The 25922-nt window shown below is 70.4% G+C and carries 22 protein-coding genes and 3 pseudogenes; 8 read left to right on the top strand and 17 right to left on the bottom strand.

The genetic code is table 11. From position 1 onward, the window contains the following. Window positions 1-864: 864 nt before the first annotated feature. On the bottom strand, window positions 865-1185 hold the full coding sequence (locus ACFZAX_RS23275; protein ID WP_390963877.1) for a hypothetical protein: 321 nt from the start codon (window positions 1183-1185) through the stop codon (window positions 865-867). 900 nt (window positions 1186-2085) lie between these two features. On the opposite strand from ACFZAX_RS23275, the gene ACFZAX_RS23270 reads away from it, so the two are divergent. Next, a complete protein-coding gene (locus ACFZAX_RS23270) occupies window positions 2086-2331 on the top strand; it encodes a hypothetical protein (RefSeq protein WP_390963875.1) in 246 nt (81 codons plus the stop codon). 389 nt (window positions 2332-2720) lie between these two features. Here ACFZAX_RS23270 and ACFZAX_RS23265 read toward each other — a convergent pair whose 3' ends face one another. The 3 genes from ACFZAX_RS23265 to ACFZAX_RS23255 form a co-directional block, all read right to left on the bottom strand. Next, the gene (locus tag ACFZAX_RS23265; RefSeq protein WP_390963874.1) at window positions 2721-4427 is read right to left on the bottom strand and encodes a hypothetical protein; all 1707 of its coding nucleotides are present in this window, start codon (window positions 4425-4427) and stop codon (window positions 2721-2723) included. Between the two features lie 521 nt (window positions 4428-4948). Next, window positions 4949-5902 carry a phosphotriesterase gene (locus ACFZAX_RS23260; RefSeq protein ID WP_390963893.1) on the bottom strand — a complete coding sequence of 318 codons (954 nt, stop codon included), beginning with the start codon at window positions 5900-5902 and terminating at the stop codon, window positions 4949-4951. A 17-nt stretch (window positions 5903-5919) separates the two neighbouring features. Further along, window positions 5920-6378, bottom strand: coding sequence for a carboxymuconolactone decarboxylase family protein (locus ACFZAX_RS23255; protein WP_390963873.1), 459 nt, complete (start codon window positions 6376-6378; stop codon window positions 5920-5922). An 81-nt stretch (window positions 6379-6459) separates the two neighbouring features. Here ACFZAX_RS23255 and ACFZAX_RS23250 point away from each other — a divergent pair, with 81 nt between their 5' ends. Continuing rightward, complete coding sequence (locus tag ACFZAX_RS23250) at window positions 6460-7017, top strand: ABATE domain-containing protein (protein WP_390963871.1); 558 nt, start codon at window positions 6460-6462, stop codon at window positions 7015-7017. Window positions 7018-7501: 484 nt separating this feature from the next. Next, window positions 7502-8737 (top strand): carbohydrate-binding protein, encoded by a 1236-nt coding sequence (locus ACFZAX_RS23245; protein WP_390963870.1) that lies wholly within the window; start codon window positions 7502-7504, stop codon window positions 8735-8737. Window positions 8738-8854: 117 nt separating this feature from the next. Here the strand turns inward: ACFZAX_RS23245 and ACFZAX_RS23240 are convergent, their stop codons facing one another. From ACFZAX_RS23240 to ACFZAX_RS23230, 3 genes are read right to left on the bottom strand one after another with little or no spacing between them, the layout of a single operon-like run. Next, window positions 8855-9058 carry a hypothetical protein gene (locus ACFZAX_RS23240; protein WP_390963869.1) on the bottom strand — a complete coding sequence of 68 codons (204 nt, stop codon included), beginning with the start codon at window positions 9056-9058 and terminating at the stop codon, window positions 8855-8857. A 7-nt stretch (window positions 9059-9065) separates the two neighbouring features. Continuing rightward, entirely contained in the window at window positions 9066-10172 is a 1107-nt protein-coding gene (locus ACFZAX_RS23235; RefSeq protein ID WP_390963867.1) for an alpha-L-rhamnosidase C-terminal domain-containing protein, read from the bottom strand. Beyond that, window positions 10169-11740, bottom strand: coding sequence for a discoidin domain-containing protein (locus ACFZAX_RS23230; RefSeq protein ID WP_390963865.1), 1572 nt, complete (start codon window positions 11738-11740; stop codon window positions 10169-10171). The genes ACFZAX_RS23235 and ACFZAX_RS23230 overlap by 4 nt, the downstream gene beginning before the upstream one ends. Before the next feature lie 932 nt (window positions 11741-12672). On the opposite strand from ACFZAX_RS23230, the gene ACFZAX_RS23225 reads away from it, so the two are divergent. Beyond that, a complete protein-coding gene (locus ACFZAX_RS23225; RefSeq protein WP_390963864.1) occupies window positions 12673-12948 on the top strand; it encodes a hypothetical protein in 276 nt (91 codons plus the stop codon). A 96-nt stretch (window positions 12949-13044) separates the two neighbouring features. On the opposite strand, the gene ACFZAX_RS23220 is transcribed toward ACFZAX_RS23225, so the two are convergent. Beyond that, window positions 13045-13197, bottom strand: a complete 153-nt coding sequence (locus ACFZAX_RS23220; RefSeq protein ID WP_390963863.1) for a hypothetical protein — start codon at window positions 13195-13197, stop codon at window positions 13045-13047. Between the two features lie 343 nt (window positions 13198-13540). Between ACFZAX_RS23220 and ACFZAX_RS23215 the strand changes: the two genes are divergently transcribed. The 3 genes and pseudogenes from ACFZAX_RS23215 to ACFZAX_RS23205 form a co-directional block, all read left to right on the top strand. Next, window positions 13541-14710: a DUF5954 family protein gene (locus ACFZAX_RS23215; RefSeq protein ID WP_390963862.1), complete on the top strand. Its 1170-nt coding sequence runs from the start codon at window positions 13541-13543 to the stop codon at window positions 14708-14710. 782 nt (window positions 14711-15492) lie between these two features. Next, window positions 15493-16065, top strand: coding sequence for a DUF308 domain-containing protein (locus ACFZAX_RS23210; protein WP_390963861.1), 573 nt, complete (start codon window positions 15493-15495; stop codon window positions 16063-16065). Window positions 16066-16415: 350 nt separating this feature from the next. Beyond that, window positions 16416-16813: pseudogene (locus tag ACFZAX_RS23205) on the top strand (TetR/AcrR family transcriptional regulator); the annotation flags it as partial. A 154-nt stretch (window positions 16814-16967) separates the two neighbouring features. Here ACFZAX_RS23205 and ACFZAX_RS23200 read toward each other — a convergent pair. The 5 genes and pseudogenes from ACFZAX_RS23200 to ACFZAX_RS23180 form a co-directional block, all read right to left on the bottom strand. Then, a complete protein-coding gene (locus tag ACFZAX_RS23200) occupies window positions 16968-17441 on the bottom strand; it encodes a TRIC cation channel family protein (protein WP_390963860.1) in 474 nt (157 codons plus the stop codon). A 91-nt stretch (window positions 17442-17532) separates the two neighbouring features. After that, window positions 17533-17739 (bottom strand): annotated as a pseudogene (locus tag ACFZAX_RS23195) (TRIC cation channel family protein); the annotation flags it as partial. A 96-nt stretch (window positions 17740-17835) separates the two neighbouring features. After that, the gene (locus tag ACFZAX_RS23190) at window positions 17836-19659 is read right to left on the bottom strand and encodes an alkyl sulfatase dimerization domain-containing protein (RefSeq protein ID WP_390963859.1); all 1824 of its coding nucleotides are present in this window, start codon (window positions 19657-19659) and stop codon (window positions 17836-17838) included. Between the two features lie 396 nt (window positions 19660-20055). After that, window positions 20056-20310, bottom strand: a complete 255-nt coding sequence (locus tag ACFZAX_RS23185; protein ID WP_390963857.1) for a hypothetical protein — start codon at window positions 20308-20310, stop codon at window positions 20056-20058. Between the two features lie 100 nt (window positions 20311-20410). Further along, window positions 20411-21097, bottom strand: coding sequence for a sortase domain-bontaining protein (locus ACFZAX_RS23180; RefSeq protein WP_390963856.1), 687 nt, complete (start codon window positions 21095-21097; stop codon window positions 20411-20413). A gap of 233 nt (window positions 21098-21330) precedes the next feature. Here ACFZAX_RS23180 and ACFZAX_RS23175 point away from each other — a divergent pair, with 233 nt between their 5' ends. Beyond that, window positions 21331-22236, top strand: coding sequence for an NAD-dependent protein deacetylase (locus ACFZAX_RS23175; RefSeq protein WP_390963855.1), 906 nt, complete (start codon window positions 21331-21333; stop codon window positions 22234-22236). Between the two features lie 677 nt (window positions 22237-22913). Here the strand turns inward: ACFZAX_RS23175 and ACFZAX_RS23170 are convergent. From ACFZAX_RS23170 to ACFZAX_RS23155, 4 genes and pseudogenes are all read right to left on the bottom strand, one after another. Further along, on the bottom strand, window positions 22914-23105 hold the full coding sequence (locus tag ACFZAX_RS23170) for a hypothetical protein (RefSeq protein WP_390963853.1): 192 nt from the start codon (window positions 23103-23105) through the stop codon (window positions 22914-22916). A gap of 3 nt (window positions 23106-23108) precedes the next feature. Then, window positions 23109-23621 carry a hypothetical protein gene (locus ACFZAX_RS23165; protein ID WP_390963852.1) on the bottom strand — a complete coding sequence of 171 codons (513 nt, stop codon included), beginning with the start codon at window positions 23619-23621 and terminating at the stop codon, window positions 23109-23111. 109 nt (window positions 23622-23730) lie between these two features. Continuing rightward, window positions 23731-24237: pseudogene (locus tag ACFZAX_RS23160) on the bottom strand (sugar phosphate isomerase/epimerase family protein); the annotation flags it as partial. 485 nt (window positions 24238-24722) lie between these two features. Then, on the bottom strand, window positions 24723-25880 hold the full coding sequence (locus ACFZAX_RS23155) for an ROK family protein (RefSeq protein WP_390963850.1): 1158 nt from the start codon (window positions 25878-25880) through the stop codon (window positions 24723-24725). Between the last annotated feature and the right edge of the window lie 42 nt (window positions 25881-25922).

Raw genomic sequence — 25922 nt, 5'->3', positions numbered from 1 at the left:
CCCGCGGAGCGGGTACCTATCCGCTGCGCGGATAGCAAGCGGGGAATGCGCTGCGCGCATTCTGAAAGGCGCTGCGCGCCTTTTGATAAACCGCTGCGCGGTTTATGGGGAATTCCCGCAGGCGGGAATTCTAATTACCGCTGCGCGGTAATTGAGTGGGGTCTCTCCGCTTGCGCTCCGAGACCGGGCGTCCGCTGCGCTCCCGCCCTCCCGGCTTCGCCGGGGCTGGCTACGGGCGGGGAGGGTGCATCAGGCGCAGGCCTGTGTAGGGCTTGGGGTTTCGGCCCACCACCCCACGGGGCCGGGCCCGGCTGACGGGCCACCAGGAGGACGCGGGAGCAGGGCAGGGACGGCCGGGACGATGGGGTACGGGATTCCGGGTGACGCTGCTTCAGACCGGGGCCGGGATGAACTCTGGAACCAGCCCACTCCCCCACTGCATCAGCTGATGCCGCATGTACCTTTGGCGAAACTTGGCCACACCCCCTGACGGCCCACCACCTCAGTGCATCAACCTGACAGGCCGTGTAGCGATTGGGAATCTGGGCCACCACCGGATTCGTCCGGAGCGCCTTTTGATGCGCGGGTAGAATCACGAACCGACCACCACCACCGACCCCCGGAAGGAGAAGAGATTGTGGTTCTTTTCCTTCCGGATGGACGCGACCATAAAGCCAGCGCGCGAAAAGCCGGGAGGGGTTTCCGGTCTGCTCGGGAAAAACTCCGCGCGGACCGGAAAGAAAGGGGAATGGGCCGGTTACCTGAAACCGGCCCATTCCCGGGTTGAGGGCGGGTGGGGGGACGGCCCGTCCTCAACCCGCCCGAGAGTAGGGCGCTATTTCATCGGCAACAAGGGCGCCCGGGTCACGGTCGCCGGGCGAGAGCGACGACACCGGCAAGGGAGCCCGCCGCCGTGCAGACGGTGCCGATCACGGTCACCGGCACCAGGGCCCCGGGCCAGAGGTGCACGACGATCGCCAGGACCACGCCCGCCAGGAGCAGCACCAGGACGGCGGCGAGGACGGCGGGGATCATCCACGACGGCGCGGTCCGGAACGGAACCGCGGGGGCGGGGGTGGTGGGGGCCGGGAGCGGGACCGGCACCGGCGCAAGGGCGAGGGCGGTGGCGGGGGCGGCGGGGGCGGCGGGGGCGGTGGTGGTGGTCAGCTGCTGGACGGTGGTCACGGCGGGTCTCCTCGGTCGTCGGGTGTCCCCCACCGTGGTGGTGGCGGGGAACCCCGCACGGTCGGCCGGCGGACGCTCGGTCGGGCCGGTCACGGCGGGGCAGACAGCACAGTGCGACGAGCCGGGGCAAGCCGCACAAGCCTCCTACGAAGTACTTATGGGGTGGACGGCCCGCTTTCCCACGGTCCCCGTCCGACTTTGTTGAGGAAGTCGGTCACCTGAGGGCTGCCATGGGTGCTGCCACACCGACACCAGAGGTGGGGGTTGAGGGGAGTCCGTCCAGGTCCAGCACCCATGGCAGCAACCGCGCGGCACCACCTGCGGCAGCACCCATGGCACCACCTGCGGCAGCTGGCCGAACGGCCCGACCGGTGTGGGCCCGGCGCGCTCCGCGACGGGCCGCGAGAGGCCGGCGCAGCGCCGTACGCCTTCCCCGAGGCCCCGTCACCCGTCCCGCCCACCACCTCCATCCAGCAGACAGGCCCGGGGAACGAGGGGAAGTCCGGGGTGCTCACCACGCCGTATCCGGTGTCTGAGCTGCGGTGGGGCGTGGTGAGCGGGCGAGAGGGCGCAACAGATGTTGCTACCCATGCCGCTACGGATGCCGCTACGGATGCCGCTACGGATGGTGAAACCCATGGTGAAACCGATGGTGCTGCCTCCTGGTGGCCACCAGGTCGAGAGCGAGCACGGCGGCCGGGGGCAGGGGCGCCCCGGCAGGTCGCGCCTCTGGTCGCACCGGCGGGGCAGCCACGGGACTGGTCAACACCAGGTCAGGCCGTATTTTCCGGGGCGTGGACGCCGACTTCTTCCCTGGGGGGCCCTGGCGGGAAGCGGGCCGTTTATGGTGCACCTGTCGTTGTCCGGGCCGGTCCCGGGCCGAACTTGAGGGGTGGGGCCATGGAAAAGACCTGGTTCGAGAGCGTGTTCCGCAGGAGACCCCATCCGGTGCTGCGTCTGCTGGGCAACCTGGTGCTCTGTGCGATGCAGGTCGCCTGGGTGATCTGGGGGCTCGTCTCCTTCCACAGTGCGTGGCGGTGGCTCGTCGTCCCGATCGGGCTCATGGTGCTGCTCAGCTACAGCCGGGGCGTGGTCCTGGCGGTCCGGGACCTCCGGAAGCACAACAGCTCCCCCGTACTCGACTGAAACGCCCATGGGCGGGCCGCCGCGGGCCCCGCACCGCCCGGCCACCGCTCCGGCACCACCACCCCGAGCCGTGGTGACCTCCCACCCGCCACCCCGGGTAGCGGTGGCCGACGCGAGACCGAACCCGAACACCGGCCACCACATCACCTCCGCTCGCGCGGAGAGCACTTCACGGTGGCCGGGATGTCCTCCAGTATCTGCGGTTCACCTCCGCTCGTGCGGGGAGCACGCCGCGGCCGGCGGCTGCGGCGGACATTGCGCGATTCCTGACGGAACGCAGTCACCACCGACACCAAACCGAGAAATCGCACCCGACTGGGCCGTCCCGGGCACCGCGCAACTGGTGAGGGTAGCGTCCCTGGGAGGGGAGGTGCGAAGTACCTGGGGCGTCAGCAGTCCCGAGCGAGCACGGTGAGTTCGTGGTCGTCGCCCAAGACGCGGGTGAGTGCGGGGACAAGCTCGGCAAAGAGAGCGGTGGCCTGGCTGCGCTTGCCAGCCTCTCCTGTGTAAAAGGCGTGGTCGTAGCGGGCGTCAAGAGTGTCAGGGTGATCGGGCCCCAGGGCGTCGGTGCGGTCGATGACCAGATCGCTGAACAAGTTCATCGCGCGACGATGATCACCGCTCGCCCCTACACTCGCGGCAAAGTCGCTGCGGGCGCGCAGGGTGTCGATGTGTTTGGGCCCGTGAAGGTGGGTGCGGTCGGTTACGAGCGCCTGGTACTGAATCGCTGCCAGGCCATAGTCACCGACCCCCGACGTGCAGCACGCGCGGAGTTGACGGCCGCTCAGAGTCTTCTCATCATCAGGACCCCAAAGACGCCGGAGGTCCGTGACGAGATCATCAACCAGTTCGGAAGCCTGCTCGCAATCGCCGGCATCAACCAGGTTCGCTACGTATTGCGCACGCGCGTTGAGGGTGTCTTCGTGGGTGAAGGACAGAACATCCGTGAAGTCAGCAACGAGAGTCTTGAACAAAACCACCGCCCCACCATGATCACCAGCAAACCCCACATTAAGTGCGTTGTTGTAACGGGCGCGCAGGGTGTCGATGTGTTTGGGCCCGTGAAGGTGGGTGCGGTCGGTTACGAGCGCCTGGTACTGAATCGCTGCCAGGCCATAGTCACCGACCCTCGACGTGCAGTCCGCGCGGAGTTGACGGCCGCTCAGAGTCTTCTCATCATCAGGACCCCAAAGACGCCGGAGGTCCGTGACGAGATCATCAACCAGTTCGGAAGCCTGCTCGCAATCGTCGGCATCAACCAGGTTCGCTACGTATTGCGCACGCGCGTCGAGGGTGTCTTCGTGGGTGAAGGACAGAACATCCGTGAAGTCAGCAACGAGAGTCTTGAACAAAACCACCGCCCCACCATGATCACCAGCCAACCCCACATAGAGTGCGTTGTTGTAACGGGCGTACAGGGTGTTGATGCCGTCATCACCCTCAACGCGGGCCCATTCGAGAGCGAGATCGCCGAAGAGAGCGGCGGCGTGGGCGTAGTCACCGTCATCCGCCACGCGTCCGGCCCGGTCGTGGCCAGCCAGCAGGGAAGGCTGGCTCGGAAGGTCGTCCGATCCACGGTGCGGGGTGGGAACAGTCTTCTGGGCCGCTTCGGCCGCCAGCCTCTTGGCGCGGGCCGCGAGAGTGGCTTCGAAGCTGGTGGCCTGCGGTGACACCCCGGAAACGACTTCTTCAACGAGCCGCTGGTTCTGTTCGCGCAGTACGCCGACCTCCAGCTGCAGAGAGCGGGCCTGCTCGCGTTGTTCGGAGAGCTCTGTCTCGACCTGGTGGATGTAGTCCTGGGCGTGGCGGAGCTTGTCCTGCTGGGTGTGGACGGTGTCTTGGAGGGTTGCTCGTGCGGCTTCCGTGGTCTGTACGTCGTGAAGTGCCCGGGCCAGTTGGTCGGTGAGTTCTTGGGCTTGGGCTTCGAGGAGAGCCAGGCGGCTGTCGGCGACGTGTCTCGCCTGGCGCTGCTCTTCGCACAGATGGGTCAACTCTTCTCGAAGCTGGAGGATCTGGACGGCAGGGGACCCGCTGGCGGCATGCGCCTGCCCGCACAGACGGTCCAGCCGCTCATCGGTGTCCTGGTCCCAGGGCATGGCCCGGGACGGATCCTGCAGTCATACCCCTGGCCCGATGCGCCGCGAACACGGCCCTCCTCTCGTCAACGGCCTGGGGGGCATCGGTGCAACGGGTGATCGGCGAGAACGAACACGGCCTGGCCGGCATGGGAGTTCAAACGCGTTCTCGCGGTCGCGGCGGACCCTGCGCTGAGTCGGAACCACCGGGGCACCCGGCGGCGAGCCGCCGGCGGCGGGCCAAGGAATCTCGGGTACATCGCACGGCCGGCGGTCACGCGCAGGGTGTAACCCCGGCTGCGCCGTCCAGTCTCCCGGTGGTCGAGCGCGGCACGCTCGTCGGGCTCCAGGTCGGCGCTGCGGAAGCCCTCAGCAGATGCGCTGGCCGACCATGATCAATCCCAGAGCCGACGACCGTACCGATGCCCCCCTCCAACACCCACCGCGTCGGAGGGGAACAGGCCACACCCATCCCGGAGGCTGCTCCACCCCATCGGTACGGCAGTGGTTCACTCACAGCCCGCATCTCCCGGACAGACGGATCAGCGAAGCCCTCCAGGCGTGATCGGCATCCCCGGCGATTGTCGCGCCGGGTCCCGCCAGTGCGCCGCGAAGGCACGGGCAGGGTTGTCGACGAAGATCGCATGGGCCACGTCACTACCGATCTCCTGAGCGATGCGGGGAGCGACCCCATCCAGGACGTGACGCATTCCTGGCCCGTCCGCCGACGAGCGGGCCGACGCCACCACGGTGTCGCCCCCGATCAGCACCCGGTCGGCATACCCGGCGTCGGCAAGTGCCGCCACGCATTCCACCAGTCGGTGGTCACCGGCGTGATGGGCCCGGGAAGGCCCGTCGAACGCCACGTACGCCCCGGCTTCCGCGACACGAAGGTGAACAGCGAGATCGGGATGACGCAGAAGGTGGCCCAGGATCACCCGGTGGGCCGGTACGCCGAGGCCCGCGCAGAGGAAGTGGAGGGTTTCCAGGGCTGCGGTGCCGCCCTCCAGATGGACGCCGATCGGTGCACCGGTGGCGTGATGGGCTGCCGCCGCTGCGGCCATCGTCCGGCGAGCGTGCTCGTCCAGGCGGTGGAAAGCACCAGCGACTTTGATCAGACCCGCTCTCACCGGGCTCCGGGTGAGTTCCCGGACGAAGAGTCCCGCCAACTCGTCGACTCCGCGCGCGAACCGGCCGCCTTCGTAGTGCTTCGCCTGATGCAGGCCGGTCGCCGCGATCAGGTGCACGCCACTGTCCCGGGAGAGCGCCGCAAGGGCGGACAACCGCCGTCCCATGCCCCAGGGCGTCCACTGCACCACGGCCTGCCCCCCGGCCCGCGCGAAAGATTCCAGCTCCGAACGTGCCGCTGCGGTGTCCTCGAGCTCCTCACCGGGAAGACGCGGGCTTCGCAGGAACAGGTGATCGTGGGCATCGCAGACGCCCAGGTCACCGGGGTCGATGTCACCGAGTACGGTCCTCACCGCCAGCCCCGTCATATCGTCCGTCACGCCAGTCACCGGCGATCGCTCCGATCAGCCTCACCCGGGACCGGCGTGTCCTCCAGCGCCGCGGCGGCGACCCGCAGGCCGGCCAGCGCCCTGGGCACTCCGACATAGGGCGCCAGGTGGACGAAGACCTCGACCACCTCGTCGGGTGTCAGGCCCGTCCGTAGCGAGGTGACGACCTGCCCGGCCAGCTGCGGGTCGACGCCGCCGAGCGCCGTGAGCGCCCCCAGGTTCACCAACTGACGCTCGCGGGGGGAGAGTCCGGGGCGCTGGTAGGTGCCGCCGAAGAGAGTGGTGATCAGCCAATCGGGAAAGCCCGGAGCCACATCCTCCAGCCAAGGGAAAAGCGACTGGGTCGCCGGGTCCTGAAGGGTGTCGAGCATCCGATAGCCCGCCTCCCGGTCGAGAAGAGCAGTGGTCAGCCGCTCGGAAAGGGGCACGGGGTCGACAGGTCCGGGATCAGCCATGGTTGGTCTCCTCGTCAGCAGGTAACGGTCAAGGCGTTACGACGCTAACAGAAGTAACGCCTGAGGCGTTACAATCGGGTCATGGCCACCGACGACCTGCACAGCTTCCGCTTCGACTGCGGCGCCACCTGGCTCAACCTGCTCGCCACCCGGGGCCGCGCCTTCAGCACCCACCCGGTCGAACGCCTCGGCTCGACGGATCTGCTCGCGGAATGGCTGAGGATGAGCGAGCTGGCGCCGCACGGCAGGCCCACGTACGCCGACCTGGAACGCACGCGGCAGCTGCGGGAGTGCCTGCGCGCCCTGGCCCTTGCCACCACCCGGGGTCAGACCCCTCCAGATGAAGCAGTCGCCGAGTTGAGCGACTTCATCGCGACCGACGACCCGGTGAAACTCACCGGCGGCGACCGCCTGCGCCGCAGCTCGCCGGCCACCGTCGCCGAAGCTCTCGTCCGCATCGCGCGGCAGGCCGCGGACCACCTGACCGGCGCGGACCGGACCGGGCTCAAGGTGTGCCCCGAAAACGACTGCCAGGGCGTTTTCGCCGATCCCGCCGGCCGCCGCCGGTGGTGCCCCTCCCCGGCGTGCGCCAGCCGCGGACGAGTCCGCGCGCACCGCGCCCGGCGGGCGGCGCCCTGAACTCAGGCGCAAAACCCCCTGAACCGTGACCAGCCCCGTCGAACTGCGCACACAGACGGTCCGTAGGCGCGGCGGGGGTCGCGGTGCTGCCCGAACAAGTCCGTCGCCGTACGGGCCGTCGCCCGGAAGCCCGGGGGCCGGCGAGGCTCCCCGGCGGCGAGATGGGCCCGCTCGTCCGGGGCCGCCGCGCGACTGCGGGTCAGCGGGCGCAGCACGTAGTGCCGGAACACCGCGACGATCAGCCCCTACCGGATTGGCTTGTGGTGCTTGCCGCCGCTCCCCCACCGGATCTGCGCGACCGACTCACAAGTCAGCAACGTGATAACCCCGCGCCCCTCCGGAACCGCCCAACGAGGAGGGCCGGCCGCCATCCGCACTGTCGCAGCTGCGTGTTCTTCAAGAGAGGGCAATGGTCTAGGCCAAATGGTTGACGTGCATGCGTCATCAACCGATTCTGGCGACACCTCTCCCGACAGGAGTCCCCATGAAGCGTCTTCGCGCTCTGCTCTGCGGTGTCGCAACCGCGGCACTGGCCACCGCCGGACTTGCGGCGTTCACCGTCCAGCAGGCTTCGGGTGCGACCGCCGCCACCACCGCACTCAGTAACCGGTGGTACGCCGCCGCGCCGTATCTGATGCCGCACGACAACAACCCGCCGGACGCGGGCGCCATCATGGACGCCACTGGGCTCAAGGCGTTCCAGTTGGCGTTCGTCCTTGCCCCCAACGGGGGCGGCTGCACTCCGACGTGGGACGGGACGTCACCGGTCTCGTCGGACACGGCGGTGGGGGCGGTCGTCAGCGCGATCCGTGCCAAGGGCGGCGACGTGTCGGTCTCCATCGGCGGGTACGGGGGAACCAAGCTCGGCCAGGCCTGTTCCGACGCGGCGTCCACCGCGGCCGCCTACCAGCAGGTCATCACCAAGTACCAGCTGAAGGCGATCGACTTCGACCTGGAGGAGCCGGAGTACGAGAACGCGGCCGCCATCGCCCATGAGATCGGCGCGGCCAAGATCCTCCAGCAGAACAACCCAGGACTCTACGTCTCGGTCACCACCGCGGGAACCGCCGACGGCACCGGCTGGTTCGGCAAACAGATGCTCAACGAGGCCAAGGCACAGGGCTTCACGCCGAACAACTTCTCGATCATGCCCTTCGACGGCGGGTTCAACGGTGCGGCGGCGCAGACGAGCGCCCTGACGAACTTCAACTCCCTTCTGCAGTCCACCTTCGGCTGGGACGCGGCAACCGCGTACGCACACCAAGGGTTCTCCGGGATGAACGGCCGCAGCGACACCGGCGAGTACTTCAGTCAGGCCGATTTCCAGACGGTTCTGGACTACGCCACCAGCCACCGCATGGACCGCTTCACGTTCTGGTCCCTCAACCGCGACCGTCAGTGCACCCCGCCCGACAACAACGGCACGACGTCCGGTACGTGCAGCAGCGTGGCCCAGTCGTCCTGGGACTTCGCCAAGTACTCGGTGAAGTTCGCCGGAGTCACCCCGCCGACGACCACCCCGACGACCACACCTCCGACCACCACTCCCCCGCCGGGCGGCCACTGCTCCGCGGCAGCGTGGAGCAGTGGCGCCGTCTACACCGCGGGCAGCACGGTCTCGTACGGAAGCCACACCTGGAAGGCCAAGTGGTGGACGCAGAACGAGACGCCCGGCACCACAGGTGAATGGGGTGCCTGGCAGGACCTCGGCGCCTGCTGACAGAAAGCCGTCAAGCAAGGTGCGGGCCGAGTACCGCCACACCCCGCAGGGCCGCCCCTCCGGGGAAGGCCCTGCGGGGTACCCGATGCCGCCCCGCCGTAGCGGCGTTCGGCATCTTCAGGAGGCCGTCTCGTACCCCACGACCGCGTTCGGGCACGCCTCCGCGAGCTTCGGCAGCGCGTCGCTCTCGGTTTGGTCGGCGCTCAGCCCCCGGCGGAGCCCGGTCGCCATCCGGTCGCTCACGTGGACGCGGCCCGCGTCCTCGGACGGCAGGTGCCGGGAGCCTGGCCTCGGCGGGCCGTGGGACTCTTGCCCCAGCAAGTGGTGACTACCGATGACCGGCCGTGAAGGTGTGGACCCCCGGTCCCAGGTCCGACAGGGTGATACGGCCGTTGGTGAACCGGACCGATCGGTCCGCCCCCCGGCGTCCGTCCCAGCGCACCGTGTGTCCCTCGCGTACAACCGTCTTGTTCGCGTCGCCGGGAAGGGCGAGGGATCCGCGTGTGCCGGCGGGAACCTTCAGAGTCACGGTGAACCCGGCAGCGGAGTTCTGCCAGGAAACCTGCAATGCACCGTTGGGCGTGGGAAGTTGTCCCTGTGCCCAGACGACGTCACCGGGGTGGGGACGGACCTCCCACGTGGCGTAGCCCGGCGAGGTGGGGCGGGCACCGAGGAGTTGGTGGGTGAGCGCGGGCAGTACGCCGGTGGACCACCCGTGCGCCATGCTCGTGTACGCGTCCTCGTACAGGGAACCGTCCGGCCCGATGCCTTCCCAGTTCGTGATGCCGGGGTCGTTGCGGTCCATCCAGCCGTAGGTGCGGCGGATCTGGTCGAGCGCGGAGTCCGCTCGTCCGGCCTCAAATCTGGCCACGATCTCGGGGTACGACGTGAACGCGTACACACGTCGCGAGGCGCCGTCGAAAATCGTGTCGTTGTCCATGAAGGCGTTGCCGTACGGCTGGCGTGTGGTTGCGTCGAGGTGGGCGAGTGCCGAGGCGGCCCGGCCGGCGTCGGCGACACCCGCCACGACGGCGATCCCGTTGCCGTCCTGGGCGTGCCGCACCGCGCCGGTGCCGGAGTCCAGGTAGGCTCCCGCCTCTTCGTCCCACAGGTGCGCGTTGACGGCTTCGGCCACGCGGACCGCCCGGTCCTCCCACCGGACCGCGTCGCCGGTGTGACCCAGCCAACGGGCCAGGCCGGCCGCGTTGTTCAGCGCGTGCACGTAGAGAACGTTGTAGTACGTGATCCTGCCCGTGCGGTTCAGGAAGGCGTAGTCACCGTAGCCGCCGGTGCCGTTGAGGCCCTTGCTGAGCAGTCCGGCGTCGTCGGTGACGCTGGGGTACCAGGTGTCCAGGACTTTCCGGAGGTTGGGGTAGTACTGGGCCGCGTAGGCGTGGTCACCGGTGTAGAGCACGTAGTCCCAGCTGCACGTCACCCACCACAGCGGATAGTCGAACAGCGGAAGCGTGTAGTCGCTGATCGACGCCGGCGGATCCAGCCGTCCGTCCGCTGGTGGTCGGCCAGGTCGGCGAGTACGTTGCGCGCGGCAGCCGCGGCTTCGTCGTGCGTCAGGTAGAGAGTACGGGCCGAGACCGCCAGATCGCCGACGTAGGGATCCCGGTCACGCTTCGCACCGTCGTGCAGGACCAGCTTCCCCTCAAGGGCCGCACTCCACGCGTTGCGGGGGTCGACGTCGTCGCGGCGGAAGGTGTCGGTGACGAGTTCGTTGGTGTAGGACGCCCCGTACCAGTAGCGGTTCAGGTCGTCGTCGGAGCACAGGAACCAGCCACGGTACGTGCTCGGTGTACCCAGGTACGCGGTGAAGTCCAGGCTCACGGAGTCGATACCGACGGTGCCCCACGACTGCGCGGCGGGAGCGTCCGACGTCAGCGCGTCCAACGTGATCTTGAGATAGCGGAAGCCGTGCAGCCCATCCGCGAAGACCTTGTCACCGGCCTGGAAGCCTTTGTGGTCGAGCCAGTCGGCGCCCTTGGCAGGCACGACGAACTGGTCGGTACCCTGTCCGGCCCCGCCGGCCTGGTCGGAGCGGGTGAAGTCGCTGCGCTCGGTCAGGAACTGCCTGGTCTCGGAGAAGGCCACCCGGACGCCGGGCGAGTCGTCGGAGGCGGAGCTGAAGCGGATACGGGGATGGCCGACGACGACCTTGCCGAAGTCGACCGTGACGCTGGGCGGTTCCTCCACCGCCACGGCCTCGGGCCAGACCTCGTTGATGCGTGTGAACACGCCCTGCGAAGTCTGCTGCACCGCCGTCACGGTGATGCGCACTCCAGACGCCTGGACCGGGGCCGCGAACGGCACCGCTCGCTGGATGACATCGTTGTCAGAGAGTGTGGCGACCCGACGCCACGCGCCGTCGCTCCACACCTCGACGGTGAAGTCGGCGGGCACACCGTCCCTGTTGGACAGCACGGTGATGCCCGACAGCTCACGCGGGGCGGGGAGCGACACGGTCAGCGTGTCAGGGAAAACGTGTTCGGTGTCGTCGTTCCAGAAGGTGCCGGGATCGCCGTCCACGGCGTGGGAAGCATCGTAGGAACGGGGCCGCCCGTCGCTTCCGTTGTTGCCCGCATGCACCGAAGAGGCCTCCGCCGTGGTGCCCTCGGGCCAGCGAGGAGCCGGGGTCGGCTGTGGGCGGCGCAGGACGGTGACCGGCCCGCCGGGCTTGAGCAACGCGTCCGGCCTCACGACGTCGCCGGTCGAAGCCAGGGTGCTTACGGGACGCACGGTCCGGGACGCGGGCCCCTGGACGTAGCGCTGCCAGCCAGTTTCACCCCGGGGCGGACCGGCCGCGGGACGCCGGGGAACGTCACCGCTCGACGCCAGCGCTGGAGCCGCGCCCGCGAGAGGGACTCCGGCCGCCGACAGGGCCACCGCCGCAGTACCGGCCGCGATCACGGAGCGGCGGGTGGGACGGGCGGCGGGGGTGGGCTGCGTGCCGGGGACGGACTCCGTGTCGTTCTCGGACGATCGATCCGGTGTCATGACGCCTCACTTCGTGACGATGCCAACTTTATGATCATGCGACTTGAAACGTTTCAGTCTCGATGGGCGTGGTGACGGTACCGCAAAAGCCGGGGGGCGTACAGGTCTTGGGCAGCCCACCGAGCCGGAATGACGGACCGGCCGAAGTCGCGTACCGCCGAAGCCCCGGCCCGCGTCCACAGCTCGGCGTGCGCAGGATCCGGACTCGTGAGCCCTCCTGCCCGGAGGGCTCAGGGGCGAGAACCAGCACAGCACCGAGATGATCGACGACCTCGGTCAGGACTCGCCGCCGCACTTCGAGGCTGATGGCACGTCCCCGCTCCGTGAGCACGGGGCCACACCTCGCCGATGGCCGGGTGACGGTCGAACGGTCCACTCCGGACCGGCGGGCAGGCGCGCGTGGCGAAGGTGTACAAGTCAGACCGACAGCCGGTCGGCGAAGCCCGTGCGGCGCCTCGCACCGGCACCCGTCGCACGCTTCCTCGGCCGGGGGCCCGACCTGGTGGCGCTCACCGCGACGGTCCCGCCCCGGCCACGAGTTCAGCCAACGAACGCGGCGGTCGGCAGGCCAGTGATACTCCGGTCGTCGATGATCGCTGTGTGCGTCACGTCCCCACCACCCGCCCGTGATCGACGACCCACTGCTCGACGCCCCCATCGCCCACGAGCTCGTCAGACGCCGTTGACGCACCGATGACGAGGCCTGCCGATCGAAGAGCCCCGTTCACTTTCAGCAGCAGCGACTGTCCGGCAGTTCGAGCAGCAGCTGAAGGCGATCGGGCTCGGGGTTCACGACAGGTGTCACCGGCTCGGCTTCCGCGGCGGCCAGCCCGCCGCTGCCGCCTGCCAGACTGACGCCGTACGCGTCGCGGCATGCGACGTCGAGGGGATAAGGAACCGATCACGAGATGCCTCAATGGATAGTCCTGGCCGTGCCCGTCAGCGGCGTGTCGGACGCAGGTCATGACGGGCGGACCATCGCGGAGTTCGAAGGCAGCGTGGAAGAGGCGGAAACGGCTCTCCTGCATGCGGCGCACACGCACGAGCACGGTCTCTGGAAGGTGCGCCGCCGCGAGATCTTCAAGTGTTCGAGCAGGTCCTACTTCATTCGCCTCCGGAATCGTCTGGCGGCGTACGGTTTCCTCATCCAGCTTGCCGAACTGATCCACGACTCCGATACGAAGCAACTGGACCGTCCCGCCACCTGATGGATCACTGTCATGGACGGTCGTGCCAGAGCACGAGCGATGACGTCCGCTCATGGGGGCGGCTCCGCCGCCCGCACGGGTGGCGGAGCCGCCCGTTCAGCACCTGGAAGTGGAGTGCGGGGACGCGTGGTCGAGTTCGCTGTCGCCGAACCCGTCGATGCGGAGCAGGTCGACGCGGTCGTAGCGGGCGATGGTCTTGCCGAGCGCGTTTCCGCCGCCGAAACCCCCGCGCCATGCATCATCGGACACACACCCGCCGCTCCCGGAGAAGCAACGTCTGCCGAGACCTCACACTCGTTCGTACCGAAGCCCGCGCCGGCACTCGCCCCGGCTCCAAGTGCTCGGACTGCCGCGGGCGCAGCGCGCTCGCAGCAGCGCATGAAGGCCCCTCAACGTGATGCGGACCCAGGAAGCCGGCGCCCCGGGAACTCCGGAACCCGGGTGTACGGGCTGCCCGAGTCGCCGAAGGAGCCCCCTCGTCCGCCCGTCCACACGGTCGAAGGGCCGTCACCCGTGCGACAGCCGGGGACTTCGCCGAGCCAGAATGCGCGAAGCCGCAGCGGGCTCGGGACGCGGTCGCCAGGATGGGTGCATGAACCATGACGACGTCACGCAGGCGGGCCGATGGAGGCCACTCACGGTGAGCTCGCCCGAGGGCCCGGTGGCCGCGGTTATGGAGGCCGACGCGGTCGACGCCGTGCGCAACCTTCGGACGCTGCTGGTGCGAGGCCCGGTGTTCGGGGTGGTCGCGCAGCACCCGCGGGAGGCGCCGCGTTGGCGGGTGATCGAAGAGGTGACGGCAGGCTGTCCCCAACTGGCCCGGGACAGCCTGAACTCGACCCTGTGGTTCCGGGCCAAGGACGAGGCCCGGAACCGGGAGGAGCGGCGCGCCCTGCTGGCGGCCGTCGCTCTCCTGGAGAAGGAGCCGGTCGACGAGCTCACCGTACTGGGCACGCGCTACCGGGTGGTGCGCGCCGAGGAGTACGCGGGCGGGGGGCGGGACGACAGCGGGCCCGAGAAGCCCCGTCCGACCGATCCCGAACCGGCCGTCCCGGTCTGGGACAGCCGCGACACCGACCCGCGACCGGATGAGGGCCTGATCCTGGACCCGGACGCCCCGGTCACCCCGGCACAGGCCGCAGAGCATCTGCTGCTGCGCGAACTGACCTACGGCGGACTGCGGTTGTCGCTCTCCGGAGACGTACTGGCCGACTCCCGGCGGGCGTTGGAGAGCCACCCCGAAGTGATGCTGATGCCCACCCTGTTCCGGGTGGTGGAGCGGCGGGGCTCGGGCAGGTGGTCCCCGGGCGGCAGCCTGCACGCCCGGGCGCACGACGCCCGCAGGGCGCTCGAGTTCGGCCTCACCTGGCTGGAGCCGCGGCGGCGGGGACTCATCCCCGAGGACACCATCGACCGTGACATCGACGCCCGCTCGGTGGCGGCCGACACCACCCACCCCGCCGCGGAAACGCTGGCCCAGTACGCCCGCGCCGCAGATCTGCTGCGAGAGAAGCGGGCCGACGAGGTCGAGTGCCACGGCACGGTCCATCGCATCTGCCGTGTGGGGCGGCTGCTGCGCTGGGGCCCCGACGGGCCGGAGCGCGTACGCCCCTCCGACGTCAGCAGCTATCCGCCCACGCGGATCCACCCTTTCCTCGACGACGACGGCATCATCCACCACGACAGGGACGACGACGAGGACACGGATGAGGAAAGGGGTATGGACGGGATCGGGGGCGAGGGCAGAGGTGAGGGTGGTTGAGCGCCGCGTCGCACGTACGCGTCCACGACTGAGGGGCCGGCCGTCCCGCGACCACGGCCCCGCCAACAGTGAGAAAGCCGCCGCCGGGCGGGGCGAGCGCAGGGACTGCACAGCTCGTCCAGCGAACCACTGAACGCAGACCAGCGGCTCGCGCAGAAAGGCCCCGTTCCTGCTACAGCAGGAACGGGGCTTCCCAAGGAGCGCTGGGCAGGCCTTGCACCTGCATTTCCCCGCGGGAAGCGGGGCGTCCTTCCTTGGACGACCAACGCACAGGCAATCGCACCGTCGAAACGACCCGCGCCCTCAAGATCAACTATAGCCCGGGGCGACCGGAGTTTGCACACACCTGGTCGAAGAGGTGCGGGGCGGGACCACGCCTGATCCCCTTACGGCCACACGCCCCCGGGCCCGCGACACGCCGATACGGCGGCGCGCCCCCACGCGACGGGCGAGTTCCCGGTGCGAGGCGCTCGCCGGGTGGGAGCCGCACAGCGACGACCTTCCGGTCCGACTCGGCGCACCACGAGCCGGCCCGGCCACCCCAGGTGGCGACACCTGCGCGGAAAACCTCCGGAGTCCGCGAGCTCGCCGAGCCGGCTCGTACACCCAACGGGAAGAGATAGAACGTTCGGTCTTGACAGGCGGTGGCGACCTGGCCACTCTGGGAACAGAACGTTCGGTCTTGCCAGGTTGGTTTCCCGCGGCATCCGAACCCGCTGGGCCGGCTTCCCCTCCATGGGTTTCCCCTCCGTGTGTCCACGGAGAAAGCGAAAGGGATCGTTGTGAGCGCTGTTGCTGCTTCATCAGGCTTTACCGAAACTGCTTCTGCACTGCGTCGGCTGTATTTCGTACGGTTCGCGTTCGCCATCGTGTGGGCGCTGGTGATGTTCACGATGGCGGAGGAGATCAGCCCGGCCGGGGCCGCGCTGCTGGTGCTGTACCCGCTGTTCGACGTGGCTGCGGCCGTCGTCGACGCCAGGGCGTCCCGCCTCACCGGAGCGCCGGGGACGCCGGTCCTGTTGTACGTGAACATGGCGGTGAGCCTGGCCGCGGCTGTGGGCGTGGGCGTGGCGTGTGCGTCGGGGATTCCGGCGGTGCTGCAGGTCTGGGGCGTCTGGGCGATCGTGTCGGGGCTGGTGCAGCTGATCGTGGCCGTGCCCCGTCGCAAGCTGGGTGGTGGCCAGTGGCCGATGATATTCAGCGGCGGCATTTCCGTACTGGCGGGCGCATCGTTCGTCGCCTCAGCCGGCGCCGACGACCCCGCACTCACCAGCGCGATCGGCTACGCCGTCCCGGGCGGCATCTTCTTCCTCGTCTCCGCCCTGCGCCTCGGCCGCGCCGCGGAGCAGGACTGACAAGAAGACGACCACCATGGGGTTGGCCGGCCGCCCGGCCAACCCCGTTGACCGGTTCACACCCCACTCGGAGTGGTGTCGGAGCGGTGGGCGGTGAGGTTCGCCGACTCGTCGTCGGCGGCCTTTCTTCAACCGGAAACCGGCACCGGCCTCTTCTGTTCGCTGCTGCAGCGCGCGCATGAAGCCCGACGACCTCGATCAGCGTTGGGGCGCGGGAACAAGCAGACCCGACCGACGGCGACGAGCCGGTGACACGGGCCTCGATGTTCCCGATCGCCCCGCTGTCCCCCGCAGCAGGTCTCTTCTGCCGAGACCGATCGTTCACTCTTCCCGTTCGGTGCCCTGGTTGCATGAGCCGGAGGGCGCGAGAGAGCGGCACCTCGGAGGCGCGAACGTGGCTGCTGTCCACGGCGACCGGGAGCTTCTACGCGGAGGGCATCCACTCCGTCGGCGTCGACCGGATCGTGGCGGAGACGCAGGTCACCCGTGCCACGCTGTACCGGCACTTCGAGGGCGAGGAGGAACTCATCCTCGCGTACCCCGGTGAGGCCGACCGGCAGCTCCGGGCGCAGGCCGAGGCCGCTCAGGGCGGGCGAGGTGTGGGCGGCCGACAAGATTCGGGCCGTCTGCCGGACCATCACCGCGGGCCCGCTCCCCCGGATTACGGGGTTGCGCGTTCCTCGACGCGGCGGCGGAACACCCCGATCCGGAACACCCGGTGCACCGGGCCGTCCTGGCCCACCGTCGGACATGTCCGCCGGACGGGAGGACGGCCGCCTGCGGCGCACGAACAGCGCTGAGAACCCCCGGCGGCCGGACCCGCGGCCAGGGCGCACGGAACGTTCTGCGGTGCCGGTTCCGGTGGACCCGACTGCACTGGTCGTCGGGTTCGACGGTCAGGTTCACTGGTCGTCGGGTTCGACGGTCAGGCCGAGGAGGCGCAGTTCGCGTGTGGACTTGCCGGCGATCTTGCGGCCGAGGAAAGGGCGGCCGTCGTCGTGGCGGTACACGCCGGCCGGTTCGGCGGCCAGTGGTTCCTCCCAGCCCCGGTAGAGGGCGGTGAGACGGACGGCGAAGCCGACCAGGAACGCGAGCGGCGCGCTCGCGCCGCGCGGGAGCCCCGCCTGATCCAGGGCGATCCACACGGCTCCGGTGAGCGCTGCGATGACGACGAACCACTCCCCACGGACGAACTGCTTGGGCGGAACACCGCAGGAGACGTCGATGAGGAAGCGCCCGGCGGTTGGCCCCACGACGGCGAGGACGAGGGAACCCACGACGGGCAGGCCGACGTCCGCCCCGGTCTGCGCCCCGACGACGGCGTACCAGGGCAGGGCGAAGGAGGTGACGAACTGGAAGAGGCCCTCGCGGAACAACTGGCCTTCGAAAGTAGGCCAGGTGGTGGCCGATGAGCCCGGCGAGCAGGCACAGCACGACGTAGGAGGAGTTGGTCAGCGCGGCCGGGACGCGGCCGACCATGATGTCGCGGCAGGCTCCGCCGCCGATGCCCCCGAGCAGGGCCATGAGGAGGATGCCGACCACGGTGAAGTTCTTGTAGTGGTCGGGGCGGCGGGCCAGCAGTGCTCCGTTGAGGGCGTTGGTCGTCGCTGCGACCAGGTTGATGAACGTACCGCCACCAGTGAAGGCGAACGACCCGAAACCGGCGGTTCCCATCGCCCACTGTGTCTCGCTCACGGGACTCCTCCGGTGGGTGCGACGGGTGCGGGTCCGACGGGTGAGAATGCAGCGGGGGCCTGCGGGCGCCGGTGGTCAAGGCGTGACGAGGGCGAAGTCGGGGTCCGGGGTGTCGAGCAGGCCCGCGAGCGTCGCGAAGACCTGGGGGTCGCCCTGGACCTTTACGTCGTCCAGCCCCTTGCCGGCGAGGACGGCGAGCAGTTGTGGCTTGGTCAGGGTCAAGGTCAGATCGGCGGCCGGGGCCCGCTCGTCCGTCTCAGGCCCGTCGCTGCGGTAGGTGAGAGCTCCGTTGGAGAGCAGAAGGCGCCAGGTACGTCCCTCGTCCGTGACGTTCCAGTTCATGGTCAGCCTCTCGTCCCACGCCCGTGGGCCGTCGACGCGGATGGCAAGGGAGTCGATGATCATGTCGACGGTGAGCGCCATCGCCATCTCGGGGTTGGTCGTCTCCAGCGCGGTGTGCGCGATGGTGCCGCGCAGTTCCTGGGCGCCCATCAGGTAGAAATTGCGCCACGTTCCGTTCTCCGCTCCGAAGCCGAGCTTCTCGTACACCGACGCGAGCGCCTCCTTGGCCGCCGTGTCCCCGGGAGCGGCGAACACCGCGTGCCCCAGCAGCGTCGCGGCGAAGCGCAGGTCTCCGGCAGCGGCGTACTCCTCGCCCTTGGCGACCATCGCGGGCACACCGCCGTAGTCGGCGGCGAACCGCTTGGCCGGTTCGACCGGCGGGTGCTCCCACAGATGGGCGGGGTTGCCGTCGAACCAGCCCATGTACCGCTGGTAGATGGCCTTGACGTTGTGGCTGACCGAGCCGTAGTAGCCGCGGTCGGCCCACCGGTTCGCGATGGCCGGCGGCAGCTCCATCCGCTCGGCGATCTCCGGGCCGGTCAGCCCCTGGTTGGTCATGCGCAGGGTCTGGTCGTGCAGATAGGCCCACATGTCGCGCTGACCGGCCAGGTGCTCGACGATGTGCTTGCGGCCCCAGGTGGGCCAGTGGTGGGAGGCGAAGGCGACCTCCGTCAGGTCACCGAACAAGGCGATCGTCTCGCCCAGGTAGTGCGCCCAGATGCGGGTGTCGCGGACCACCGCGCCGCGCAGGGTCAGGATGTTGTGCATGGTGTGGGTCGCGTTCTCCGCCATGCACAGCGCGCGCCGGTCGGGGAAGTAGAAGTTCATCTCCGAGGGTGCCTCGGTGTCCGGCGTCATCTGGAAGACGATCCGCACCCCGTCGAGGATCTCCTCCTGGCCGGTGCGGGTGATGTCCAGAGTCGGCGGTACGAGGGTGATCGTGCCCTTGGAGGTCGTCATGCCCAGCCCGGCACTGATCTGGCCGGAAGGACCCTTGCGCAGTTCGGCCCCGTACATGTAGACGGCACGGCGGGTCATCGCGCCGCCCGCGTACACGTTCTCCGCGACGGCGTGCTCCAGGAACCCGGCCGGGGCGAGGACGGGCACCGGCGGGTGGCCGTGCGGCAGGATCCCGCGCGAACCGCCGAAGTGGTCGCCGTGCGAGTGCGTGTAGATCAGTCCGGTGACCGGGCGGTCCCCGCGGTGCTCGCGGTAGAGGGCGAGGGCGGCGGCCGCGGTCTCGGCGGAGATCAGCGGGTCGATGACGATGACCCCGGTGTCGCCCTCGACCAGCGTCATGTTCGACAGGTCCAGGTTACGCACCTGGTAGATCCCCTCGGTGACCTCGAACAGGCCCTGTTTGTTGCACAGTTGGCTCTGCCGCCACAGGCTGGGGTGCGCGGTGTCGGGGCACTCGTCGTCGAGGAACGCGTAGGTGCCGCCGTCCCAGATCACCCGGCCGTCGTCGGTGCGGACGACGGCCGGCGAGAGAGCGGCGACGAAGCCCCGCCCGGCGTCCTCGAAGTCGGACCTGTCGGCGTAGTCGAGATCACTCATGGGCAACGCATAGCCCATGGAGCGTCACATCGCCCGGTCATGTCCCGCGCGCCTCGCGATGTGGTCCCGATGCCGGACCCACGGGGCCGGGGACGGAGAGGTACCCGATGACGGGACGGTGGTAGCTCTTGTTCCCCCCGGTCCGCTCGAGAGCCCTGTGCTCGGCCCCGCACGTGCGGACGTACCCGTCGCACACCGCGAGTTCACCGACCGGTTCGCCCGGGCGCGTCCGGCTCCGGAGACGAGGCCGGGGCCGGCCCCCCAGGACGGGCCGTGGAGGGGGGACGACGGACGACGCGCCCTCCGCTTCGCACCCGTCGCGTCCCGCGCCGGAGCGCGAGACAGGAGAGACCGGTCGGGTCGAACCGACTTCCGCACTCGGGAACAGGGGCCCGGTCAGTGGCTCCCACCGTGGAAGGGGCGCGGCTCCGGGCGACGCGGGGCCCGTACGTGGCGTCCGGAGGAGCCGGTGGTGGTCGGGGGTTCGCCCTCGTACCTGGGGCATCCGGGGTTGTGGCACGGACCCGGGACCCAGCGGGGTACGAAGATGCCGAGGGTTTTGCGCCGTGCGACCACGCTCTCGACGGGCTGCTCACATGCCGGGCACACGTCGTCGGCCTGCCGACCGGCCGGGCGTTCGGTTCTGGCCATGGCTTTACGGTAGCTCGGTGCCCGGTCGCCCGACACAGCTCGCCCGGGCGCCGGGCGCGGTGTTCCCGGCAGGGAGCTCCCGACATGCACGGTTCATGGTTCAGGCCGGCCGAGCGGACACCAGTACTCCGATCTTGTCGATGCGGTGCTCCGGGTTGTCATGGGCGTCGCGCCAATGATGTCCGGCCGCGTCGTCCTCGGGAGTGGCGCAGGTGGACACCGTGATCATGGCCCGGATCGGTTTCTCGCCCGGTTTGCCCGGAACCTCGGCCCGCTGCTCGGCGAGCGAGCGGGCGGAGCGGAACGAGGTCTCCCGGGTTCCGGTGATCCGGTACTCGTACACCGTGCCGTCCTCCGTCACGAGGACGACGTCGCCCCTGCCGAGCGACGGAAGATCGTGCAGCGGTCCCCCGGCGGCCAGCCGGTGGGCCGTCACCAGGTAGTTCCCGATCTCACCCGGCCCCACGCCTCCGTCCTCGCCGTACGGACTCGCGGCCTCTCCGCCGTCCTGGATGCGGGTACCCGGAGTGTCGTCCGTCGTGCCCTCGTACGGGACGACGCGGAGGTCCGTGATGCCGATCGCCGGAATGGCGAGAGCGGCGGCCTCGGTACGCGGATCCCTCCTGTCGGCCGGCGTACCGGGGGACGCGAGGGAAACGACGGCGGCGTGCACGCCCGGAGCGAGCTCGGCCGCGGCGGCCGCCGGAGAGACTACGGCCAGTAGCGCCGCGACGGCGACGACGGCCCGGGGAATCCGTCTCACGACAGATGAGTGGGAAAGGCGCATGGCAGGACCCGGGGCAGAGGGAAGGCTCGGAAGGCGGAGCACCTCCGGGGCGTTTCCGGGGCGCCTCCGCCTTCCCCAGTAGACCACCGGCGGTCACGCCCCGTCCTGTCGGACAGCCTTCCTTCGTGCGGGCTGATCGCCGAGCCCGGGGTCTGCGCCCTGGTCGCGGGCGGGCAGTGGGGCCGGTGACCGTCTCCGGGACCCGCCGCTCGGGGCCGCCGTAATCTGGGGGCATGCGTATGCGTCCCACTCTGACCTGGACCCCGCCCGAAGACCTGCCGCCCGGAACCACGGATCCGTCTCCGGTCGTCGAGGCGCTGGCCACCGGCGGTGTGCTGGTGCTCAGCGGCGCGGGCATCTCCACGGAGTCGGGAATCCCCGACTACCGGGGGGACGGCGGGAGCCTGAGCCGGCACACCCCGATGACCTACCAGGAGTTCACCGCCGACGCCGCTGCCCGGCGCCGCTACTGGGCGCGCAGCCACCTCGGGTGGCGCACGTTCGGCCGGGCCCGCCCCAACGCGGGGCACCGGGCGGTGGCCGCGTTCGCGCGGCACGGCCTGGTCTCGGGGGTGATCACCCAGAACGTCGACGGTCTGCACCAGGCGGCCGGCAGCCGGGACGCGGTGGAGCTCCACGGGAGCCTGGACCGGGTCGTCTGCCTCTCCTGCGGCACCTTCAGCGCGCGCCGCGAGCTCGCCGCCCGGCTGGAGGAGGTCAACGAGGGGTTCGCGCCGGTGGCCGCCGGCCTCAATCCGGACGGTGACGCCGACCTCACCGACGAGCAGGTCGGGGACTTCCGGGTGGTGCCCTGCGCGGTCTGCGGCGGCGTCCTCAAGCCGGACGTGGTGTTCTTCGGCGAGGCCGTGCCCGCGGAGCGGGTGGCGCGCTGCCGGGCGATGGTCCGTGAGGCGTCGACGTTGCTCGTCCTCGGGTCTTCCCTGACGGTGATGTCCGGTCTCCGGTTCGTGCGCCAGGCGGCCGGGGAGCAAAAACCGGTGCTGATCGTCAACCGGGACGCGACGCGGGGCGACACCCACGCCGTCACCCGCGTCGCGCTCCCGCTGGGGCCTGCCCTCACCGCCGTGGCGGGCCGGCTGGGGATCGCCGTCGACGACGAGGCCGCCGGGGCCCGCTGACTCCCGGGGCGCGCAGGGCGCGGTTGATGTGGACGGGGCGGCCGACGGGGTGATCCCGTACTCGGAGAGGACCACGACGGTGCGGTTCCCGGCGCGGGCGTCGTCCAGCAGCGGTGCTCTCACGGCGTCCGTCTCGGCGGCGGCGCGGTGGGAGCGCGGGTCGTCGGGGTGGCGGGCGGCGTAGGGGCCGACAGCGGCGGCCAGGAGCCGGGTGTCGTTGGTGCGCGGCGCGTCCGGGCCCGGTACGAGGGCGGGCAGGGCGTGCAGGACGGCGCGGCGCTCGTCGGCGGTGCCCTGCCGGTCGACGCGGGCGAGGGTGTCGGCAAGGGCCGTACGCAGCAGCAGGACGCGGGCGGCGTCCGCGTGTGCGGCGCCGCAGCGGCGGCCGGCTTCGGCGAGGCGCGCCTCCCATGCGGGCAGGGGGCCGTGGTCGCGCGCGGGCGCGGTGGCGGTGGCGTCGGCGAGAGCGCGGTCCAACCAGGTCCGGGCGGCGGGGTGGAGCCGGGTACGCAGCAGGGCGAGCAGCGCTTCGGGGGTGGTGGCGGCGATGGTGGTGCCGGCCGGCCCGGTGGTGCCCGAGCCGGAGGTCGCCGAGGCCGTTGGTGCCGTACCCGAACCGCAGCGGCACGGGGGTTCCCGAGGTCTCGGGGAGGTCGGTCCGGGGGCTCATGTGATGCTCACTTTCCGGGCGAACCTGGCGGCGAGGGGGCCAGTGCGGCGGTCAGCAGGGCGGTGGCCGGGGCGCCGGAGCGGGCGCAGAGCGCGGCCTGGAGCGAATTGGTGGCGCGGATGCCGCCGCCGACGGTGCGCTGGGTGAGGGCGGGTGACGGGTTGAGAGCGGTGTGGAGGTAGGGGCGGGCGGCCGTCATGGCCTAGCCGGTGGCAGTACCGGCGTGCAAAAGGTCCCCGGCGGCCCTGGACGGGGCGGGCGTGCCGGATGTTCCGCACGCGCCGGGCCGGCCGCCGAGCATCAGGGTGAGGGTGGCGAGCGGTACGAGCGGGGCGCCGCCGGTGGTCTCCCGCCGGGAGACGGCGGTGACGGCCGGGGTGTGGCCGGCGAGCAGTGCCGCGGAGGGTGCCGCGTGCCGGACGCTGCGGGTACCGGGCCGGGTCGCCGCCGCCCCGAGGAGCAGGTCGAGACCGCGTGCCGCCGCCATCGCCGCCGGGCCGGCCGGGGTCCGTTTGAGCCCCAGGTCGTACGCCCACACCGCCGCTGCCAGTGGGATCGCGACGGCGAGGGCGGGACGGCCCGAAGCGGCGAACGGGGGTGTCTCGGTGACCATTCCGGTGGGCGGGTGCAGGCCGGCGGCCACGGCGGCGCAGCCGGCGACGGTGGTGGCATCGGGGTATGCACCAGGCCAGTGTTGGCGGGTCAGGCCGGGCACCGCCTGCCGGAGCTCCTTGATCCGGATTTCGCGGCGGGACCACCCGGCCCGCGGGACCGGTCGTTCCGGGGCGGTGACGGCTGCGGCCCGGTCTCGGCCGTCACCCGGGTCAGGAGGGCTGGGTGACGAAGGCCGCGTCGAAGGACGCCTTCGGCGGGTCGAAGTCGAATGCCTTGAGCCGGGCCAGGGCCTCAGGGGCGCCGTGGAGCCGGTCCATGCCGGCATCCTCCCACTCGACTGAGACCGGCCCCTGGTAACCGATGGAGCCCAGCATCCGGAAGACGTCCTCCCAGGCGACGTCGCTGTGGCCGGCGGAGACGAAGTCCCAGCCGCGGCGGGGGTCGCCCCACGGCAGGTGGGAGCCGAGCCGTCCGTTGCGGCCGTCCAGGCGTTTACGGGCTTCGTTGCAGTCGACGTGGTAGATCCGGTCGCGGAAGTCCCAGAGGAAGCCGACCGGATCGAGGTCCTGCCACACGAAGTGGGAGGGGGCGAAGTTGAGTCCGAAGGCGGGCCGGTGGCCGACGGCTTCCAGGGCGCGCCGGGTGGTCCAGTAGTCGTAGGCGATCTCGCCGGGGTGGACCTCGTGGGCGAAACGGACACCCTCGGCGTCGAAGACGTGCCCCTAGCCACAACACCGCGTGTCCGTAACGGACTTGCGGCTCCTGCTTTTGGTGGAACGTAGCAGCCAACGGCAGGGTCGTGAAGAAGTCGTGCGTCGATTCGCGCAGACTTTTTCCGCTGGGAGGACAAAGTCCCTGTTGGACGGCCTCGTTCGTCGAGTGCGGGATCGCGAGTCGGCCGGTACGGCAACTCACCGGCCCGCGCCGCTTGCCTGGACCGGCGGATACGGGACCGGACTGGGACCGGACTCTCGCGCGCCGCGGCCACGTCCGCCCCACGGCGCCGGCCGGCCGCGGAAGGCCCTCGCCCCACGCATCCCGTTCCGTCGCCGATCCGGTGGCCGTGGTCCGGTTCGACGACTTCAGCTCCTCGTCGACTCCGGCCGGTCACGCCGGTCAGGCCCGGTCCGGGCGTCCGCCTGAGGACGCACGGGAGCGCCCCGTCCCGCGCGGGAGCGCTCCCATGGCCTTCGGCTCCCGGTCACTTCCGTGCGAAGGCGGCACCGAGCGCCGCCGCGCCGATCAGCTCCGCGTCCCTCCCCAGCTGGGCGGGGAGGATGTCGAGGGACGCGGCGATCGCGGGCTGGGCGCTGCGGTGCACCGTCGCCGCCACACCTTCGAGAAGGGCGCCGCCGGCTGCGCCGAGTTCCCCGCCGATGATGACCGCGGCCGGGTTGAGCAGGTTGCTCAGGACGGAGAGCACCTCGCCGAGGATGCGGCCCGCGTCGTTCAGGATCCGCCAGGTGGTCGGATCGTCCGGCCGGTCCACGAAGGAAACGCCGGCACCCAGGCCGGGATGGGTGTGGGCGATCTGCGCCTTGACGGACTCGACCGAGACCACCGCCTCCAGACAGCCGCGTCTGCCGCACCGGCACAGCTCCGTGTAGCCGGGCAGCGGTGTGTGGCCGATCTCCCCCGCGATACCGAGAGCTCCCCGGTACGGCTCACCGCCGAGCACCATCCCCGCGCCGATGCCGTGGGACGCCTTCACGTACAGGAAGTCGGAGTAGCCCTGGCCGGCGCCGCACCGCAGTTCGCCCCAGGCCCCGAGTACGGCGTCGTTCTCGACGTGGACCCGCAGGCCCAGCCGGCGTTCGAGTTCCCTCCCGGGGTCGAGGCCGACCCAACTGGAGAGGATCGTGGGCGAACGCACCAGCCCGGTCGCGGAGTCGAGCGGCCCCGGGATCCCCGCGACCACGGTCGAGAGGTCGTCGACGGCGTGCTCGCGGCGGAGCTCCGCGAGCATGTCCGCCGCCGCGTCCATGGCCTCGGACGCGCACAGGTCGACGTTCAGGTCGGCACGCCGCTGGGCCAGCATCCGGCCCGTGTCGTCGACGACGGCGACCTTGACATGGGTGTGCCCGAAGTCGAGTGCCACCGAACTGGCCCCGCCGGGAACGCATCTCAGCACCCCCGCCGGGCGTCCGCTGCCGCTCCCCGGCCCCTTCGCCCCGGGGTCCTCCTCCTTCACCCGCTCCTCGGCGATGAGCCGGGAGACCGCGTGATTGACGGTGCTCCGGGACAGACCGGTGGCTTCCACGAGTTGCGCACGCGTGAGAGCACCGCCGCCCTGGATGACCCGGAAGATCTCTTCCCTGGTTCTGTTGCGGGGTGAGGGGCGATCAGAAGCCACATCCATGGGCCGAATGATAGTGGCACAGTCCGGTTTTACCCGTCATTG

The sequence above is a fragment of the Streptomyces sp. NPDC008125 genome (assembly GCF_042957125.1).
Lineage (GTDB): Bacteria > Actinomycetota > Actinomycetes > Streptomycetales > Streptomycetaceae > Streptomyces.
This window is presented reverse-complemented; position numbering and strand designations above follow the sequence as displayed.